Origin of the sequence: Pseudomonas sp. SWRI179 (genome assembly GCF_014268705.1) — a bacterium.
In the GTDB taxonomy this organism is placed as follows: Bacteria; Pseudomonadota; Gammaproteobacteria; order Pseudomonadales; family Pseudomonadaceae; genus Aquipseudomonas; species Aquipseudomonas zanjanensis.
In genome coordinates, this window is record NZ_JABWRA010000056.1 from 26,730 (window position 1) to 42,546 (window position 15,817).

At 62.4% G+C, this 15,817-nt stretch carries 12 protein-coding genes and 1 rRNA gene; 1 reads left to right on the forward strand and 12 read right to left on the reverse strand.

Annotated elements, in window-relative coordinates; genetic code table 11:
• Positions 1–32: 32 nt before the first annotated feature.
• The 5 genes from HU767_RS24415 to HU767_RS24435 all read right to left on the reverse strand — a co-directional run bounded on the left by HU767_RS24415 (position 33) and on the right by HU767_RS24435 (position 4,791).
• Positions 33–1,709 (reverse strand): VWA domain-containing protein, encoded by a 1,677-nt coding sequence (locus tag HU767_RS24415; RefSeq protein WP_186730673.1) that lies wholly within the window; start codon positions 1,707–1,709, stop codon positions 33–35.
• A 155-nt stretch (positions 1,710–1,864) separates the two neighbouring features.
• Positions 1,865–2,446: a hypothetical protein gene (locus HU767_RS24420; RefSeq protein ID WP_186709972.1), complete on the reverse strand. Its 582-nt coding sequence runs from the start codon at positions 2,444–2,446 to the stop codon at positions 1,865–1,867.
• A gap of 114 nt (positions 2,447–2,560) precedes the next feature.
• Complete coding sequence (locus tag HU767_RS24425) at positions 2,561–3,874, reverse strand: MFS transporter (RefSeq protein ID WP_186709970.1); 1,314 nt, start codon at positions 3,872–3,874, stop codon at positions 2,561–2,563.
• A 38-nt stretch (positions 3,875–3,912) separates the two neighbouring features.
• Positions 3,913–4,086 (reverse strand): hypothetical protein, encoded by a 174-nt coding sequence (locus tag HU767_RS24430; RefSeq protein WP_186709969.1) that lies wholly within the window; start codon positions 4,084–4,086, stop codon positions 3,913–3,915.
• A gap of 144 nt (positions 4,087–4,230) precedes the next feature.
• The gene (locus HU767_RS24435) at positions 4,231–4,791 is read right to left on the reverse strand and encodes a YbhB/YbcL family Raf kinase inhibitor-like protein (protein ID WP_186730674.1); all 561 of its coding nucleotides are present in this window, start codon (positions 4,789–4,791) and stop codon (positions 4,231–4,233) included.
• Between the two features lie 139 nt (positions 4,792–4,930).
• Here HU767_RS24435 and HU767_RS24440 point away from each other — a divergent pair, with 139 nt between their 5' ends.
• Positions 4,931–6,463: an FAD-dependent oxidoreductase gene (locus tag HU767_RS24440; RefSeq protein WP_186730675.1), complete on the forward strand. Its 1,533-nt coding sequence runs from the start codon at positions 4,931–4,933 to the stop codon at positions 6,461–6,463.
• A 191-nt stretch (positions 6,464–6,654) separates the two neighbouring features.
• Here the strand turns inward: HU767_RS24440 and pgaD are convergent, their stop codons facing one another.
• The 7 genes from pgaD to rrf all read right to left on the reverse strand — a co-directional run.
• On the reverse strand, positions 6,655–7,161 hold the full coding sequence (pgaD, locus tag HU767_RS24445; RefSeq protein WP_186710847.1) for a poly-beta-1,6-N-acetyl-D-glucosamine biosynthesis protein PgaD: 507 nt from the start codon (positions 7,159–7,161) through the stop codon (positions 6,655–6,657).
• Positions 7,158–8,513 (reverse strand): poly-beta-1,6-N-acetyl-D-glucosamine synthase, encoded by a 1,356-nt coding sequence (gene pgaC, locus HU767_RS24450; protein WP_186730676.1) that lies wholly within the window; start codon positions 8,511–8,513, stop codon positions 7,158–7,160. The genes pgaD and pgaC overlap by 4 nt, the downstream gene beginning before the upstream one ends.
• Before the next feature lies 1 nt (position 8,514).
• Positions 8,515–10,512 (reverse strand): poly-beta-1,6-N-acetyl-D-glucosamine N-deacetylase PgaB, encoded by a 1,998-nt coding sequence (gene pgaB / locus HU767_RS24455; protein ID WP_186730677.1) that lies wholly within the window; start codon positions 10,510–10,512, stop codon positions 8,515–8,517.
• Between the two features lie 12 nt (positions 10,513–10,524).
• Positions 10,525–13,005: a poly-beta-1,6 N-acetyl-D-glucosamine export porin PgaA gene (gene pgaA, locus HU767_RS24460; RefSeq protein WP_186730678.1), complete on the reverse strand. Its 2,481-nt coding sequence runs from the start codon at positions 13,003–13,005 to the stop codon at positions 10,525–10,527.
• 245 nt (positions 13,006–13,250) lie between these two features.
• Positions 13,251–14,759, reverse strand: coding sequence for a YdgA family protein (locus HU767_RS24465; RefSeq protein ID WP_186710840.1), 1,509 nt, complete (start codon positions 14,757–14,759; stop codon positions 13,251–13,253).
• A gap of 157 nt (positions 14,760–14,916) precedes the next feature.
• Positions 14,917–15,552: an NADH:ubiquinone oxidoreductase subunit N gene (locus HU767_RS24470; RefSeq protein ID WP_186710838.1), complete on the reverse strand. Its 636-nt coding sequence runs from the start codon at positions 15,550–15,552 to the stop codon at positions 14,917–14,919.
• A 176-nt stretch (positions 15,553–15,728) separates the two neighbouring features.
• Positions 15,729–15,817: ribosomal RNA gene (rrf, locus tag HU767_RS24475) — 5S ribosomal RNA — on the reverse strand; the annotation flags it as partial.

Sequence of the window (15,817 nt, forward strand, 5' to 3'; positions counted from 1 at the left end):
GCTCCCACATTTGATCCGCGTTGCGCTCGGGATCAGCGCTTGGCCGCAGGCTCAAGGCTCTGGGCCAGCTCCACCAACTGCACAAACTCGCCACGCAGCCCGAACGGATCGTCACCGCGGGCCGAGCGCGCCAATTGCGCGGTGTCCTTCAAGGTCATCGTCCCAGTGTAGCGCCCATCGCCCTTGAGCTGTTGGGCGAAGGCCGCCACGGCGGCGGAGAAGCGCAGGTCATCGCTGGGCTTGCGGTCGTTCTGTACGCTGGCGATGGGATGCTCGATCAATCGGCTGCTGCCGCCCTCCGCCGGCTTGTAGCGTACGCGCAACATGGCCAACTCACCCAAGGTGCCCTCCGACTTAGGGGTACTGCCATAGCGCAGCGGCTCCAACCAGCCCGGCGCGCCCTTCGGAACGATTTCATACAAGGCCGTCACCGTATGCCCGGCGCCGATCTCGCCCGCGTCGACCTTGTCATTGTTGAAGTCCTCACGCTTCAATGCACGATTCTCATAGCCCAACAGGCGATATTCGCTGACCTGGGCGGGGTTGAATTCCACCTGCAACTTCACGTCCCGCGCCACCACCGCCAGGGTGGAACTGAGTTGGTCCACCAGGACCTTGCGCGCTTCGAGCAGGTTGTCGATGTAGGCGTAGTTACCATCACCGGCGTCGGCCAATTGCTCCATCAGGTGTTCGTTGTAGTTATCCACACCGAAGCCCAGCGTCGTCAGGGATACCCCGCTTTTGCGCTGGTCCACCGCCATCTGCTTGAGGCTGTCGAAATCACTGACCCCGACGTTGAAGTCGCCATCGGTGGCCAGCAGGATGCGGTTGATGCCTTTGTCGATGAAGCTCTCCCGCGCCATCTGATAGGCCAGCTCGATACCCGAAGCGCCCGCCGTGGAACCACCGGCGTCGAGTTGATCGATGGCGTTGCGGATTGTCGCCTTGTCGCGACCCGACGTGGGCTTGAGCACCACCCGGGATTCACCGGCATAAACCACCAGCGACACTCGGTCCTGGTCGCGCAATTGGTCCACCAGCAGTTTCAGCGTGCTCTTGACCAGCGGCAGGCCTTCGCGACGGTCCATGGAGCCGGAAACGTCCACCAGGAAGACCAGGTTGGCCGGCGCCAGGTCCGCCACGGCGCGGTCGCTGGCCTTGATGCCGATGCGCAGCAAGCGGGTGTGGGGGTTCCACGGTGACGGGGCCACTTCGGTGGTCACGCCAAAGGGTGAACCGTCGGTGGGCAGGGCGTAGCTGTACGGAAAATAATTGACCATTTCCTCCAGCCGCACCGCCCCTTCGGGTGGCAGGCTGCCTTGGTTGAGCAGACGTCGCACATTGGCATAGCTGCCGGTATCGACATCCACGCTGAAGGTCGAGACCGGCGTTTCGGCCACGCTGTGGATCGGGTTGTCCGGGAGCTTTTCGTACTGTTCACGCGGCTCGGCGCGATAACCCGCAGCGATGGCATCGCTCGCTACGCTGGGGGCCGGCATCGCTGCCGGCTTCATGAGCATGCGCTTGACCGTCGACTGACGCACTTCGGCGATCTCGCCTTGCGGTACGACGCTGGGCGCCACGGACACCGGTTCGGATGGAATGGCCGTCTCCCGGGAGGAAGACAACCCACAACCGGCCAACGCCACCAGCAAAGTCACGGCGAAACCTTGGGCAGCAGGACGCATAAAAAGAAGTGGACGGGACATGGGCTGAACCTCGTGAATGAATGATCCGTTCACAGCGTCAGACGCAGGGCACACGCGGTTCGGGTTAACGACCAAGAAATATTTTTTCCAACGCTGCAAAGACGGGGCTGGCCACCTTGAACGTGGCCAGCCCGGTGCCCGCTACGCAGGCATTGCTAGCGGGACGGAATGCCCCGCAGGTCGTCGTCGATGAATCCGCTCAAATGACCGGTGTAATAGTCTTCGACATCGGAGTTGCCCCTGTTCGTCAGGGCGCCCGCAATGCCTCTCATGGCCTCAAGTTGGCCGACCGCCCCTCCCGGCATCAGCCCCTGGCGGGCCTGGGCAAAGTGCAACACCTCGACACCGGCCTTCTTCACCTTGACCTGATAATTGAAATCGACACTGGCCAGATACGTACCGTCGGCAACGATATTGCTCATGAAGCCACCTTGGGTATCTTGAATACGGCGCGCATAGACGGCATTGATATCCAACAGATAGTCCGCGGTTTCCTTGCTGGAGGCATAACGATTGCCGTCGAGCAGGCGGACGATCAGGTCGGTGTGCAACTTGTCGCGAACTTTTTCGTCAGGCAGGAAGCGTTCGTTTTTGCCGACGACTTCAACGTTGAACGTGTCGATCCAATAGGTGGCGGTCTCGGGGATCGCCACCGGCGCAGGGGAAATGTAGTAATCGGGCTTGGAAGCGCAGCCTGCCATAAGGCAGAGGGCCAGGAAGAGGCTAAATACTCGCATGTTTGAATTCGTCCTTGAGGGGTAGCGGCGTGAATGGCGGCTGCATTCTACGGGGTTTGAACGCGCGCTCAAGTTGTCTGGTCTTGCAGAGTGCGGTCCGATTGAAAATCCCGATTAGGCTTCACACGCCAATGACTGCTGCGCTGCCTTGCCATGCCGCCCGGGAAAATACGCCGCCGCAGCCACGCCCACCGCGCCCATCACCACGCAATACCCCACGCACACCCACGGGCTCCACGGCACCAGGGCGATCAGCATCAACGGGGTCATGCTCGCCCACAGGGCATAGGCGATGTTGTACGTGAGCGAGATGCCGGACACGCGGATCTTCGGCGGAAACAGGCTGACCATCACCGATGGCACCGCGCCGACCACGCCACAGCCCAGGCCGGCCACGGCGTAGGCCAGGCCCAGCCAGGCGCTGCCGCTGATCAGGCTGGCGTAGAGCACGGCGATGCCCAGGGGCAGCAGCAGGCTGTAGAGCATGACGGTGCGCCAGGCGCCGATGCGGTCGACGATCAGGCCGGCGAGGACGCAGCCGATGTTCAGGAAGACGATGCCCAGGCTGCTCAGGGCGAAGGTGTGGCTGGGGGTCATGCCGAAGCTTTTTTGCATCACGGTCGGGGTGATGACCACGAACACCACCACGGCCGAGGTCAGCACGCAGGTCAGGATGGCGGCGGGCAGCAAGGCCTGGCGGTGGTCGCGCAGGACCGTGCGCAACGGCAGTTCCGCAGCGCCTTCGCGATTGGCTTGCAGGGCCACGAAGATCGGCGTTTCGCTCAACCAACGGCGCAACCAGACGCCGATCACCCCGAAGACGCCCCCCAGCAGGAACGGCAGACGCCAGGCGTAATCGAGAATCTCCGCCGGCGTGTAGATCCGCGCCAGCGCCGTTGCGGTCAAGGCACCCAGCAAGTAGCCGAAGGTCAGGCCGGCCTGGAGGAAACCCAGGGCATAGCCGCGATGATGCAACGGCGCATGTTCGGCCACGAACACCCAGGCGCTGGGCACCTCGCCGCCCACCGCCGCGCCCTGCAAAATACGCAGCGCCAGCAACAGCAACGGAGCGAAATAACCGATTTGCGCGTAGGTCGGCATCACCCCGATGAGCAGGCACGGCAAGGCCATCATCAGGATGCTCAGGCTGAACACGCGCTTGCGCCCCAGGCGATCGGCAAAGTGCGCCATGAGGATGCCGCCCAGGGGTCGGGCCAGGTAACCGGTGGCGAAAATCCCGAAGCTTTGCAGCAAGCGCAGCCAATCGGGCATTTCCGGCGGGAAGAACAACTGGCTGAGGGTCAGGGCGAAAAAGACGAAGATGATGAAATCGTAGATTTCCAGCGCGCCGCCCAAGGCGGCCAGGCCCAGGGTTTTGTAATCGGAGCGGCTGAATCGATCACCGGTTAGAACAGTGGCAGCAGTCATAGGCAGATTTGAACAAGTCGGTTGAAAGAGGCGACGGCTCAGTCGTCGCGATCATTGTCCACCGGTTCAACCGGTGGCTGGCCTGGCTCGGCGTCTTCGGCCTCGTCGACAGGCAGGAAATCCTTGCGGCTCTGGGCAATGGCCCGGCGTATTTCGTCGCCCTTGGTGGGGCAGTTCAAGAGGCGGGCGATGCCGTCGGGTTTCTGCGTCATCGCCATCCTCCGGCATGAGTGAACAGGGGCTCGATAGTGCTCGCTTTTGGCGCGTGATGCCAATGTTGTGTCTGGGCCAGCGTCATGGGGGCTGCTTTGCAGCCCAGCGGGAGCAAGCTCCCTCGCCACGGGGAGTTGCGTTGTCTAGCGGTGGTAGCGGCGCACGACGCTACTGTTGCGCAGGACGTGACCTTTGATTTTTTCCATCAGTTGGGCCCGTGTGAGGCCGGCGGGCAAGGCTTCCGGCGGCAGGTCGAGGGCGAAGAGCTGGATCAGGTAATGGTGAGCGCTGTCGCCGATAGGCGGGCATGGGCCGATGTAGCCGTGGGTGTTCTTGCTGTTGATACCGCTCATGCCTTCCAACGAGGACTTGGTTCCGGCGCCCGTCGGAATCTGCCGCGTGGAGGCCTTGATGCCGTAGTGGATCCAGTGGTCGACACCCTGGCCCCGTTGGCCGTCCGGGTCCAACATGACGATGGCGTAGCTGAGGGTGCCTGGCGGGCCGGCGTTCCAGCTCAGCGCCGGGGAAATGTTCTTGCCACCGCAGGTGTTGGCGTCACTGGCCTGCGCGGCAGTGAAGAGACGGTCGTCCGACACGCCGGGAATACTGAGGGTAAAACGCTCCTCGGCCTGGGCAGCCCCTTGTGCGCACAGCACCAGGGCGACGGCCGCCAGCCAAGGGGTGAGAATCTTCAATCGGGTCATACCGGGGCACCTTGTGCGTGTCAGGCCATGGACGGCTTGCGAACTATAGCCGCAGCTTCGCCAAGGGTGCAGTGACAATTGCGCTGAACCTCGTTCCGGCCCTGCGACTCCAACGGGAAACGCCAGCCGGAGAACGATCATGTCTCTGCATCAAGTCGCCCGTTTTGCCGACGTTCGCGAAGACCGCGGCCTCGAAGTCAAGATCAACGACACCCCTATCCTGCTGCTGCGTGCAGGCGATCAGGTGCGCGCCTTCCAAGGCAAATGCCCCCATGCCGGCGCCCCTCTGGCGAAGGGCGCGGTGTGTCATGGACGGCTGATATGCCCATGGCACAAGGCGGCGTTCCGGGCTGAAGACGGCGCCCTGTGCGAGCCGCCGGCCCTCGACAGCCTGACGCGCTATCACGTCGAGGTGCGGGACGGTGACGTCTGGGTCGATGACCAGCCACTGCCGGCCGATAAAGTCCCGCCGGCCGATGACGCGCGCACGTTCGTCATTATCGGTGCCGGTGCGGCCGGCACGGCTTGCGCGGCGGCGTTGCGGGAGAGGGGCTTTGGCGGACGCATCCTGATGATCGACCGCGAAGCCGAAGCCGGCTACGACCGCACGGTGCTGAGCAAATATGTGTTGGCCGGCGACATGGCGGTCAACGAGACGGCGCCGCTGCGCGATGAAACTTACTTCACCCAGCAACGCATCGAAAGGCTCCATGGCGAGGCCACCCATTTGGACCCTGGTGCCCGGCAAATCCACCTCGCCGATGGCCGGCGCCTGGACTACGACGCCGCGCTCATCGCCACGGGCGGGGAGCCGAAGACGCTAGCGTTGCCTGGCATCGATTTGCCGCAAGTCTTCGTGCTGCGTTCCATCGCCCACGCCCGCCAGATTCTCGACGCGGTCCGGCCAGGGCAACGGACGGTGGTCATCGGCGACAGTTTCATTGCCCTGGAAGTCGCTTCGTCCCTGCGCAAGCGCGAGCTGAGCGTCACTGTCCTGGCCCGGCACCCGGTGCCGTTCGCCGCGCAGTTGGGGGAAAGCGTCGGCCAGGCCATCCTTGCCCGGCATCGGGCCAACGGCGTGGTGTACCACACCGACGGCGAAGCGGCGCGGATCGAGGGCTCGCACAAGGTCGAAGCCGTGGTGCTGGATAACGGCCAGCGTTTTGCCGCGGACCTGGTGGTCATCGGCGTCGGCGTGCGCCCGGCCACCGAGCCGTTTGCACAGCTGCCACGGGAACAGGACGAGTCGCTGTCGGTTGACGCGGGCATGCGTGTGGCGGATGGCGTATGGGCCGTGGGTGATATCGCGACCTTCCCCCTGAACGGCGCGCCTGTGCGCATCGAACATTGGCGCCTGGCCCAGCAACAGGCGCGCATCGCCGCCGCAAATATGCTCGGGGGCGACGAGCACTATCTGGACGTGCCGTTTTTCTGGACGTATCACTTTGGCAAACGCTACGACTACCTCGGTCACGCCGAGCATTGGGACGAAGTGGAATTCAAGGGTACGCCCGAGCATCCGCCCTTTATCGCCGTGCTGGGCAAGAACGGCCTAGTCGCCGCCGCCGTGGCCTGCGATGAAGGCCGGGCGATGGCGGCGCTGGCCCAGCGCATGAAACAACCGTTGCCGGTGGACGAGGCGTGGCGGCTGATCCGGGATTTTTCGTCCTAGCCCCAAATCCCCCGTGGGGGCGGGCTTGCTCGCGAAAGCGGTGTGTCAGCCGGCATCAATATTGACTGACACGCAGCATTCGCGAGCAAGCCCGCTCCCACAGTTTTGTTCTGTGTGGACCGAACTATCCGCCACAACCCCAAGCCCCTGTGGGAGCGAGCCTGCTCGCGAAAGCGTCGGCACAGCTTGCATCAATGTACGGACTGATCCGCCGGTAAGTGAATCACCCGTGGCCGCTCCAACGGCGCCAGGGGCGGAGGTTGCAACTCCGGACTGAGCAGATGGAAATGCGGCACGACGTGGCTGATGTCGCCTTCCTGGTTGTTGTGGATGATCTTCGAGCCAGGCTGGCGCAAGGTGTCCAGACGCTCGTCGGTCAACTTGAAACTGGCGCTCAAGCCTTGGTCATCCACCGCCGGCACCGGCAGTCGACGCTGGGCGAAGCTGCGGCTTTTGCGCTGTTGATAACGGGCCCAGGTAATCAACAGCACCGCGTTGACCAACGCAATCCAACCATAGACCTGCAAGGTAGCCAGGGTGTCGAACAGCGACCCGCCCAGGCGCGGACCTGCCTGGCTGTCGAGCAGCGGCCATAGCCCATTGACCAGCAAATACAAAAGCCCCACCCACGCCAGCACGGTGAAAAACGCATCGATGACCACCAGAAAAGGCCGTTGCCGGGTCCTGATAATTTTCATCGGATCACTTCCTCTTCCTGATCGTCGAACGGTTTGATGCCGCGATCCGGACTGATCCAGCGCGCACGCTTCTGATGCTGCCCGAACAGCACTTTGGGAAAGCTCACCAGGGTGGTGAACAGGCTGATCAGCCAGAACACCAACGGGTACCAGACCACCCAGAACATGATGTGCCACAGGCCTTTTTCGTAGCGCCGGTCGATCAGGATGCTCACCGCGAATTGCAGCAGGCACACCACCGCCAGCAACAGGCCGGTGAACGCCGGCGGCATCAGGTGATCCACGGCAATGGCGGCTGGCATCTCGACGAATTTACCGGCGCCCCAGAAGATCACCGACAGCAGGAAGGTGAACGCCCAACCGGTGGACAGACAGTATTCGAACAGCAACGGCCACAGGTAGCGGTGGCGGTATTGCCAGATGCCACGGATGTTCTTGAACAGCACCTCGGCGCCGCCCTGGGCCCAGCGCAGCCGTTGCCGCCAAAGGCCGCGCAGGGTTTCAGGCATGAGAATCCAGCACAGCGCACGGGGCTCGTAAAAGATGCTCCAGTGATCCAACTGCAGCTTCCAACTGATGTCGATGTCTTCGGTGATCATGTCCGGGCTCCAGTAGCCCACCCGGTGCAGGGCCGTGCGACGGAACGCGACGATCACGCCGGACACGGTGAAGATTCGCCCGAAGACCCGCTGGGTGCGCTTGATCAGGCCGATGATCGAGGAAAACTCACCGACCTGGACCCGACCGATCAACGTTGAACGGGTACGGATGCGCGGGTTGCCCGTCACCGCGCCGAGGCGGGCGTTGTCCAGCATCGGCGCCACCAGGTAGGCACAAGTGTTCGGCGCCAGCAGCGCATCACCGTCGATGCACACCAGGTATTCGCTGCGCGCCGCGATGGCCCCCATGCGCAGGGCCACGGCCTTGCCCTGGTTGTCCGCCAGGTGCAGGACGCGCAGGCGCGGGTCTTCGGCCGCCAATTGATCGAGCATCTGGGCGGTGTTGTCTTTGGAGCCGTCGTTGATGGCGATGACTTCGATGTTCGGATAATGCTGGCCCAGCGCCGCGTGAATGGTGTCGGCGACGTTGTCGCCTTCGTTGAAGCACGGGATCAGGATGCTGATCAGCGGCTCGCCTGCCAGGGCCGGTGGCAAGGTGTCGTCCTTCCAAGGCCAGTGGCGCTCCCAGTGCAGCCAGAAATACAGGCCGCCGGCGATCCACAGCCCGGACATGAACAGCGGGTAAAAGAACACGAAGTCCATCAGGAATTGCCCGGTGACCAGGAAGATCAGGCCCAGGGGCACCCCAAGGACGATCGCCAGCACCAGCAGGGCGAGCAGTCTGTCGAGCATGTCAAGGATTCCACTTGTTGGAGAGCGCCGGCCGCACGGTTTTCACCGCCGGCTGGTCTTCGATGAAGTTGTCCGGGTAGTAGCCGAAACTGGTCACGCCTTTGCGCTTGAGACGTCCCATCCAGTCGGCCAGTTGTTTGCCGTCGATGTCGCTGGCCGGCTTGCTATGCCAGTCACGGGCCTGCAATTCGAACACCGTGCGCTTGAGCGCGCCGGGACGAGCCTTGACGGTGTCCACCAGGCGCTCGAGCCAGGGGCCGGATTGTTCGGGGGTCTGCTTTTCCATCAGTGGCATGGCCATCGGTGCCGTCCAGTCGTAGGCGCCGAGGAAGTCGTCGAGGTTTTGGGCGAACCAGGCTTCGCTTTCCGGATTGAGCATCGGTTCGGCAAAGATGTTGCGCGCCGTCAGGATCTGCGGGCCGCGAATCGCCCGCACCTTGGCGGTCAGCTCATGGGTGAAGTCGATCAGGTAGCGGCTCTTGAAGCGGGTCCAGCGCTGCATCGCCGCAGGATCGTCCCGCAGGGCGGCGATGGACGTCGGCAAGCCGTGGGCGGCATAGACTTTCAGGGCCGCGGGGCTGGCATCCTCGAAATCGGAGAACACCGCGTCGTCATGGTACAGAACGCCATCCAACGAACTCATCCGCGCCAGGTCCTGGTAAATTTCGCCGATGACCTGGCGCACCTTCGGATCAAATGGCGACAGGCGCACGTATTGGTCCGGGGCGACGCCGATCTTGCCGGTTTCCGGGTCCCAGCGCTGGACCCGTGGCAGTTTCGCGTCCAGGGCGAAACTGAGCACCGGCATCCAGGCATAAACGTTGGCATTGGCCCGGGTACGCAACTGCCAGGCAACCCGGTCAAACAGGTCAGCGCGTACCGGCAGGTGACGGTTGGGGAAGTACAACGAATGCACGAGGCCGTCGCCTTTCGGATCGGCGAAGGCTTGGAGAAATACGGTATTGGCGCCCAGGTCGGAAATGCGCTGGACCAGCTTGCCGACGTTGGCTTCCTGCTGCACCGGGTCCGCGTCATAGACGTAATCCAGGTCGACATGCACCACGCGCATCGGGTCCATCGTCTGCACGGACACGATGCTTTCGGCGAAATGAGCGCCATCGGGATCGGACGCCACCAGGAAGCGTGGGCCGCTCATCAGGTTATCCAGGCTGTCGAGGCCGTCCTCCAAGGTCAGGGCCATTTGATAACCCTCGCTGCCAATCACCTGCAACGCCGTGCCGTCGGCTTCACCGTAAGGCCAGACCCAGACGCGCGGGCTGTAGCCGGCGACCTTGCGGATCTTCTCGGATATGGCCGCCACGTCCTTGCGCAGGCGGGCCTGGAAATCGGCCTCGGTCTCATAACGACCGGTGGCGGGGTCGTAGCGCCGGGTGGTCGCGGCGGGTTGCTGGTTACCTTGCGGGTTGGCGAGGATGCCCTTGTGATTGGCGTCGGTATGGGCGGCGATTTCCACCAGGCCCGATTTGGACACCTCGCGAATCTGCTCCCAGGTCAGGAACTCGGAACGCTTGCGCGGCACCCCGGCGAAATCCACCGTTTGGTTCAGCGGCGTATCCACCCAACTGCCGACCGGGGCGAGGATCGCCGGCCAGTTATAGGCGCGCAGGATGGGCATGACGCGGGTATAGAAGCTCGAGTAGCCGTCGTCGAAGCTGAGCAGCACCGCACGCGGCGGCAATTCCGGGCCACCATTGCGGGCGGTGATGATCTGATCCACCGTGACCGGCTGGTAGTTGTTTTCCCGCAGCCACGCCAGTTGTTCGATCAAGCGTTCGGTGCGCACGGCCACCAGTGCCTGGTCCGGGTCTCGGTCGTCGACATCGTGGTAGGCGATGCCGAGCACATGGTTCTTCGGCCACGGGGCGTCATTGGCCGCCAGCGGACGCTGCGAAGGTGGCGCGAAGGCCGGGGCTTGCTGGGCACAAGCGCTGATCAGCAAGGCCCCCAGCAGAAGGATGAATCGCGAAATGACAGGCATCTTCAAACTCTTCTAGAAGCGATAGGTGAGGTCGACAAGCAGGCGCAGATCGCTTTCACGATCGCCGTCGTAGGGGCGGTTGAGCCAGCTCAGCGCGGCACCGGCCTCCAGTACGTCGTTCCAGATGAAACGCTGACCGTAGCTGAGCAATCCCATGGCCCCAGTGCCGTAGTCGCGCTGGCTGTAGGTACCCGCGCCGGCCTGGAATTGCTGGCTCCACGTGGTTTCGTAGCGGCGGTACAACACGTGGTTGGCGCTCACGGTCGGCATGACGCTGAAATCCGATTCCGGATTGAAATAAGGCACTTCGTTGGAGCCGCTGTTGCGGCTTGCGCCCACTTCCAGGCCCAGTTCCACTTGCAGGCGCGGCGCGCTGTAGATGCCCTCGCGACCCGTCAGCAGGGCTTCGAGGCGGTTGTTGCCGTCGCTGAAATGGGACGGGCTGACAGCCAGTCGCCACTCGCGGCTTTCATGGGCACGCCACCGGACGAAGCCGCTACCGCCATTGGCGCGAATCCCGCTGTTGAGGGCCCGCAGCGGGGTATTGGCCGAGAGATAATCCAAACTGCCGCCGTACTGCCAGTGATCGTCGATGTCCCGAGCCACCGCCACGCGCGCGCCCTGCTTGTCACCGGAACCATAAGAGTGATTGGACACCTCGGCCTCCAGCGTCATGTCGCGGGTGCGACGCTCCACACCCAGGCGCTGCCAGCGGTGATGGCCGGTGCCTTCCTCGAAATCACCAGTGGCGTAGCCGGCACCGCCGAACAACCGCCAGTCTTCATCGATGGGTGGGCTGTAGAGCAGCGTTTCGATGCCAAAGTCCCGGCTGCCAGTGACTGCACCGGCGTCACCGCTACCACCGCCATAGCTCTTGCCGGTATAGGCCTCGATGCGCAGCTCGGCCATGTCGTGGACCTCACGCTGGCGTTGCAGGCGTTTGACGTGGGCATTTTCCGGGTAGCGGGCGACCACGTCGTCGGTCAGCGCATCCATCTGCCGCCATTCCTGCAAATCCATGGCGGCACGCGCCTGGGCGACTTCCAGATCACGGTTGCGCGGGATCGTCGCCTCGACTTCCTTGAGCAGGCTTTCCGAACGGCGCGGCCAGTCACGGGCCTGGTACAGATCGGCCTGGGCCAGGCGCATACCCGTGTTCCCGGGACCTTGATTGACCAAGGTTTCCAGGCGTGCTTCGGCAGAAGGCAGGTCGGCGCCGTAGGTGCCGGCCTGGGCAGCGAGTTGCTGGGCGTCCATCCATTCATCGTTGGGGTTACCGATCGGCAGGCCCTTGAGTTCGACGCGTGGACGCTGGGCTTTCGCCATGTCTTCGGCCAGGGCACGGGCCTCTTCGGATTTTTCACTTTCCAACAGCGCGTAGTAGAGCGCGGTGCTGTCTTCAAAGCGCTCCGCAGGATCGGCATCCGGCGCGATCAGGACCCGGCGGTACAGGTCGACGGCGATCTCCGGCTCCCGCTGCTCCAGATAGGAAGAAGCCACCCAGCGCAGGGCATAGGTAGGAATACTCACAGCCTCGGCGAGCAACTTCTGATATTCGGCAATCACTTCGGCCCGACGGGCACGGGCATTGAGGGCGCCCATGCGATCGATGCGCCAACGGAGCACGTCGTCTTTGGCTTCGGCTACCGGAGTCCAGGTGGCGAGCAACTTGTCGTAGTCGGCCAGGGCGCGGTCGGCAATGACGAAGCGCTCCTGTTCGCTGCGGCTGGCCATGTCCGCCAGGCGCACCCGTTCGGCCGCGACGTCACCCTCCAGGCGCCGCTGCACGCCACGGTCGATCAACCCCGGCTGTAGACGCGCCAAGCGCAGCGCCGGCTCCGGCAGCCGCGCGCGTTGCAGGGCGTAGATGTATTCGCGTGCCACCTCTGGGCTGTTGCCGGCGCGGGTGAAGGCTTGGTCGTATTCAAACAGCGCTTCGTGGGGGCTGTCGGCGCGGGTCAAGGCATAACCCAGGGCCAGTCGACGCATCGGATCTGTCGGCTTGGCAGCCACCAGGGCCTTGGCGCGCGTGACAGCTTCGTCGGGCCGGCCTGCATCGGCCTGGGTCAAGGCCAAGCCGAGTTGCAAATCAGGATTCTGAGGGTCGATCACCAAGGCCTGGCGGTACAGCTCGGCCGCCGAATCCCAGCGCTTGAGGTTGCGATAGGCACGGGCCGTTGCAGTCAACGCCTGGACGGGCAGCGTTCGATAACGGCCCTGGGCCTCATAGACGTTCACCACCTCGGCGTCGAGATCGGCCCAACTGGCGATTTGCAGGTGGTCACTGATCTGCGCGGCGCTGGCCCGGTCGGCCGGCACCTGGCGCAGCGCGGTCAGCGCAGGCGTGTAATGGCCCGCACGGGCATCGAGCACCATTTGGTCATAGGCGGTATCGGCAAGCACCAGCATCGGCCAGCACAATTGGCTGCACAGCGCGACGCGAAACAACGGGCGCAAACCACGATGAATAAAAGGACCCACAGTACGCGGCATTCGTCAGCATCCTTACATGGCCAGCCGGGTCGCAGTGCCCCCTTGCCCATCAAACAGGAAGCCGGATCAAGGAATCCAGCCAAGCTCTAATGGGCCTAGTCTTGCACCCTCGGACGGGGCATATTCAGGAACGCCACAATTCTTCAGAATCGATACAGATTTCGGCGCAGGGCAGATCGGTGGGCATAAAAAAACCCGGCCCATGCATCATGCACGGGCCGGGCTTGGGGTATTGCTCGAACGCGTTACTGGACGGCGACGCCACCACCACCCAGCTTGCTCATCACAAATGCCGTGAATTGCTCAACGGTCATTTTCTGGCCGTTGAAGTCGACCTGATTGTTGGCATAGTGCAGCTTGGTGACCACATCGTTGCCTTCAAGGGTCGCCAGCTGAGTACCCACTGCCATCGCACTGAACATGTCGCTGGTGGCGGTGGCTTGATCGGCGATCAGCTTGGCATCCGTCTGGCCTTCCATCTGTGCCTGCACGGTCATCAGGTCCACCAGCATCGGCTTGGAAACCTTGAGATTGAAATCCAGCAGGGCGAGCAATTGACGGCCCAATTCATCTGGTGGCAAGTCCATGGACTGCGGCTTGGCCAGATCAACGATCAGGCTGGCACGGCTTTCACCGTTGGCGGTGTTGAACGACAGGTTTTCCAAAGCCACTTGCGGAGCACCGGCCAGGAGTTTTTCCAGGTCGGCCTTGACCTGGGCTTCCTCGGCTTCGGTCAGGCTCAACTCTGGCGCTGGCTCACCGGCCGCCGCAGCCTCGGCAGCGGCTTTTTCATAGGGTTGCAGCTTGGTCTGGTAAATCTGCATCAGCGACATGGTGGCCGGGATGTCCAGGTTCTTCAGGCTGACCGCCATCTGCGCCGAACCAATGGTCTTGTCGTTGAACGACAACTCACCGATCTTGTAATCGGCACGCCCCGAAGCGCTGGTGCCGTTCTCGCTGCTGCTGTTCTTCATTTCGAAGTTTTTCAGGCCCAGCACTGACTTCGGCTCGCCAAAGGTGGCCTTGGTGCTGCTCATCAGCAGGGTGTTGTCACCCATGTAGTAACCGTAGGTGCTTTTGCTCAGGTTACTGGCCAATGTCAGGCCGTTCAGCTCGACCTGCACTGGTGTCTGGTCTTCGGCGACGGTGGTCAACTTGAAGCTGTCCATGTAGCCGTCAGCCTTGACCTTCTGTCCCTGGGCGCTGGCGGCCACGTCGATCTTCAGGCCGGAGAAGGTGAGTTGGGACTGCTCATCCAGCTTCGTCTCCAATGGCAGCAGCTCATAGGTGCCGTTGATGGACTCGTCGTAACCCAGGTTGACCACACCTTTGAGCGGGGACTGGTCCTTGGTGGCAGCGAACCACTTGTCTGTCAGTGGATTGCGCTCGAGAGCGGTGTGACTGGTGGCCATGACCGGCAGCCACTTGAGCGTAATCAAACGCGAGAATGGTAGTGGGCCGTGCTCGATCCGGTCGACGAAGAGCAGCTCGACCGACTCGCCGCCGAATATCTCGCCTTCGCCTTTGAGGCGGTAGTGGGCGGTGCTGCTGAATGTGCCACGGTCCATGGAAACCAGCTCCAGGGCGGCAGTGCTGTTGGATCCGGACAAGGCTGTCTGCATCTGCTTATTGCTATCGGCAATAGCATTTTTCAACACGCCTTCGAGTTTGGTTCCGGTGTACCAGGCGCCACCCGCGCTGATAGCTCCGACAGCCACAACGATTCCCAGAAGTACGCTTGCTGATTTATTCATGAGTGACCCGATCGATATCCATGGTTGAAGAAAGCCGTCGTCTTCCCTGACCCGCGAAGGGTGTGGCTCGACGCCGTAAAGAGGAGGGGAGATTACCATCAGGCACCCTTGCGGGCCCAATGTTTATAGGGGTAAAAACGTTTTCTTGAGAGGTGGTCTACGAATATTGGACTTCGATTTCGTCGAGCTGATGATCGAAAGTCTTGAGTCGGGCCGTCCAGGTGTACACCAGCACTTCAAAATCGCGATTGATCACCGCCGCCCCCGATGACTCTGCGCGTGAATCGCAAAAGTCCAGTTGATAGCGCTCCCGGGCCATGGCGTTAGCCACGTCACACAATTCACGGGCGTTGTTGAGCCAGTGCCAGCCTTCTTGGGTGACTTGCTTGTCCAAGGCTGCGCATTGGGTTTTCAGAGCCTCCAGGCTTTTCTCCAGCGGGGTGCCGGTGAGCTCGCCCATGACTTCCTGGAAGGTGCGGCCTGGCTGCCAATAGCTGCCCCAGAAATAACGGTCAAACACCGTTTCGACACGGCGCAGCGCCACTTTGGTGTCCCAAATCAGCACCAGGGTCTTGCCTTGCTCGAGGTGTTTTTTCTTGATGCGTTGGCCCTGAAGCGATGCCCAGGCCACGATTGCAATGGATATCACGCCAATCAACGCCGCAGCGCTATCGAGGAACAAGAGCGCCTTGTCGATCTGGTGAGTGAGCATGACACCATAGAAATAAGTGGCTGAGAGCAGCAGCAATGCCGCAGTCGCACACCAAAAGCCGGGAGCATAAGGGTTTTTCATTATTGGAATCCCCATGACCAGTGACCGTCGCGGGCTTTGGGTCGCCAAAACCCGACTACAACAGCATAGCAACGGCATTGGGGGTTTGCCGGGGCATCAGAGGCTCGATCCGATTACCGGCCCAAAAACGACAAAACCCCTGTCTGCATCAGCAGACAGGGGTCCTGGGAATTCAATCTTGACGATGACCTACTCTCACATGGGGAAACCCCACACTACCATCGGCGATGCATCGTTTCACTGCTGAGTTCGGGATGGGATCAGG

Excerpts from the sequence above, each read along its gene's own strand:
- HU767_RS24425 (WP_186709970.1), bottom strand. The coding sequence starts at position 3,874 with ATGACTGCTGCCACTGTTCTAACCGGTGATCGATTCAGCCGCTCCGAT.
- HU767_RS24465 (WP_186710840.1), bottom strand. The coding sequence starts at position 14,759 with ATGAATAAATCAGCAAGCGTACTTCTGGGAATCGTTGTGGCTGTCGGA.
- HU767_RS24470 (WP_186710838.1), bottom strand. The coding sequence starts at position 15,552 with ATGAAAAACCCTTATGCTCCCGGCTTTTGGTGTGCGACTGCGGCATTG.
- pgaB (WP_186730677.1), bottom strand. The coding sequence starts at position 10,512 with ATGCCTGTCATTTCGCGATTCATCCTTCTGCTGGGGGCCTTGCTGATC.
- pgaC (WP_186730676.1), bottom strand. The coding sequence starts at position 8,513 with ATGCTCGACAGACTGCTCGCCCTGCTGGTGCTGGCGATCGTCCTTGGG.
- HU767_RS24430 (WP_186709969.1), bottom strand. The coding sequence starts at position 4,086 with ATGACGCAGAAACCCGACGGCATCGCCCGCCTCTTGAACTGCCCCACC.
- HU767_RS24415 (WP_186730673.1), bottom strand. The coding sequence starts at position 1,709 with ATGTCCCGTCCACTTCTTTTTATGCGTCCTGCTGCCCAAGGTTTCGCC.
- HU767_RS24440 (WP_186730675.1), top strand. The coding sequence starts at position 4,931 with ATGTCTCTGCATCAAGTCGCCCGTTTTGCCGACGTTCGCGAAGACCGC.
- pgaD (WP_186710847.1), bottom strand. The coding sequence starts at position 7,161 with ATGAAAATTATCAGGACCCGGCAACGGCCTTTTCTGGTGGTCATCGAT.
- pgaA (WP_186730678.1), bottom strand. The coding sequence starts at position 13,005 with ATGCCGCGTACTGTGGGTCCTTTTATTCATCGTGGTTTGCGCCCGTTG.
- HU767_RS24420 (WP_186709972.1), bottom strand. The coding sequence starts at position 2,446 with ATGCGAGTATTTAGCCTCTTCCTGGCCCTCTGCCTTATGGCAGGCTGC.
- HU767_RS24435 (WP_186730674.1), bottom strand. The coding sequence starts at position 4,791 with ATGACCCGATTGAAGATTCTCACCCCTTGGCTGGCGGCCGTCGCCCTG.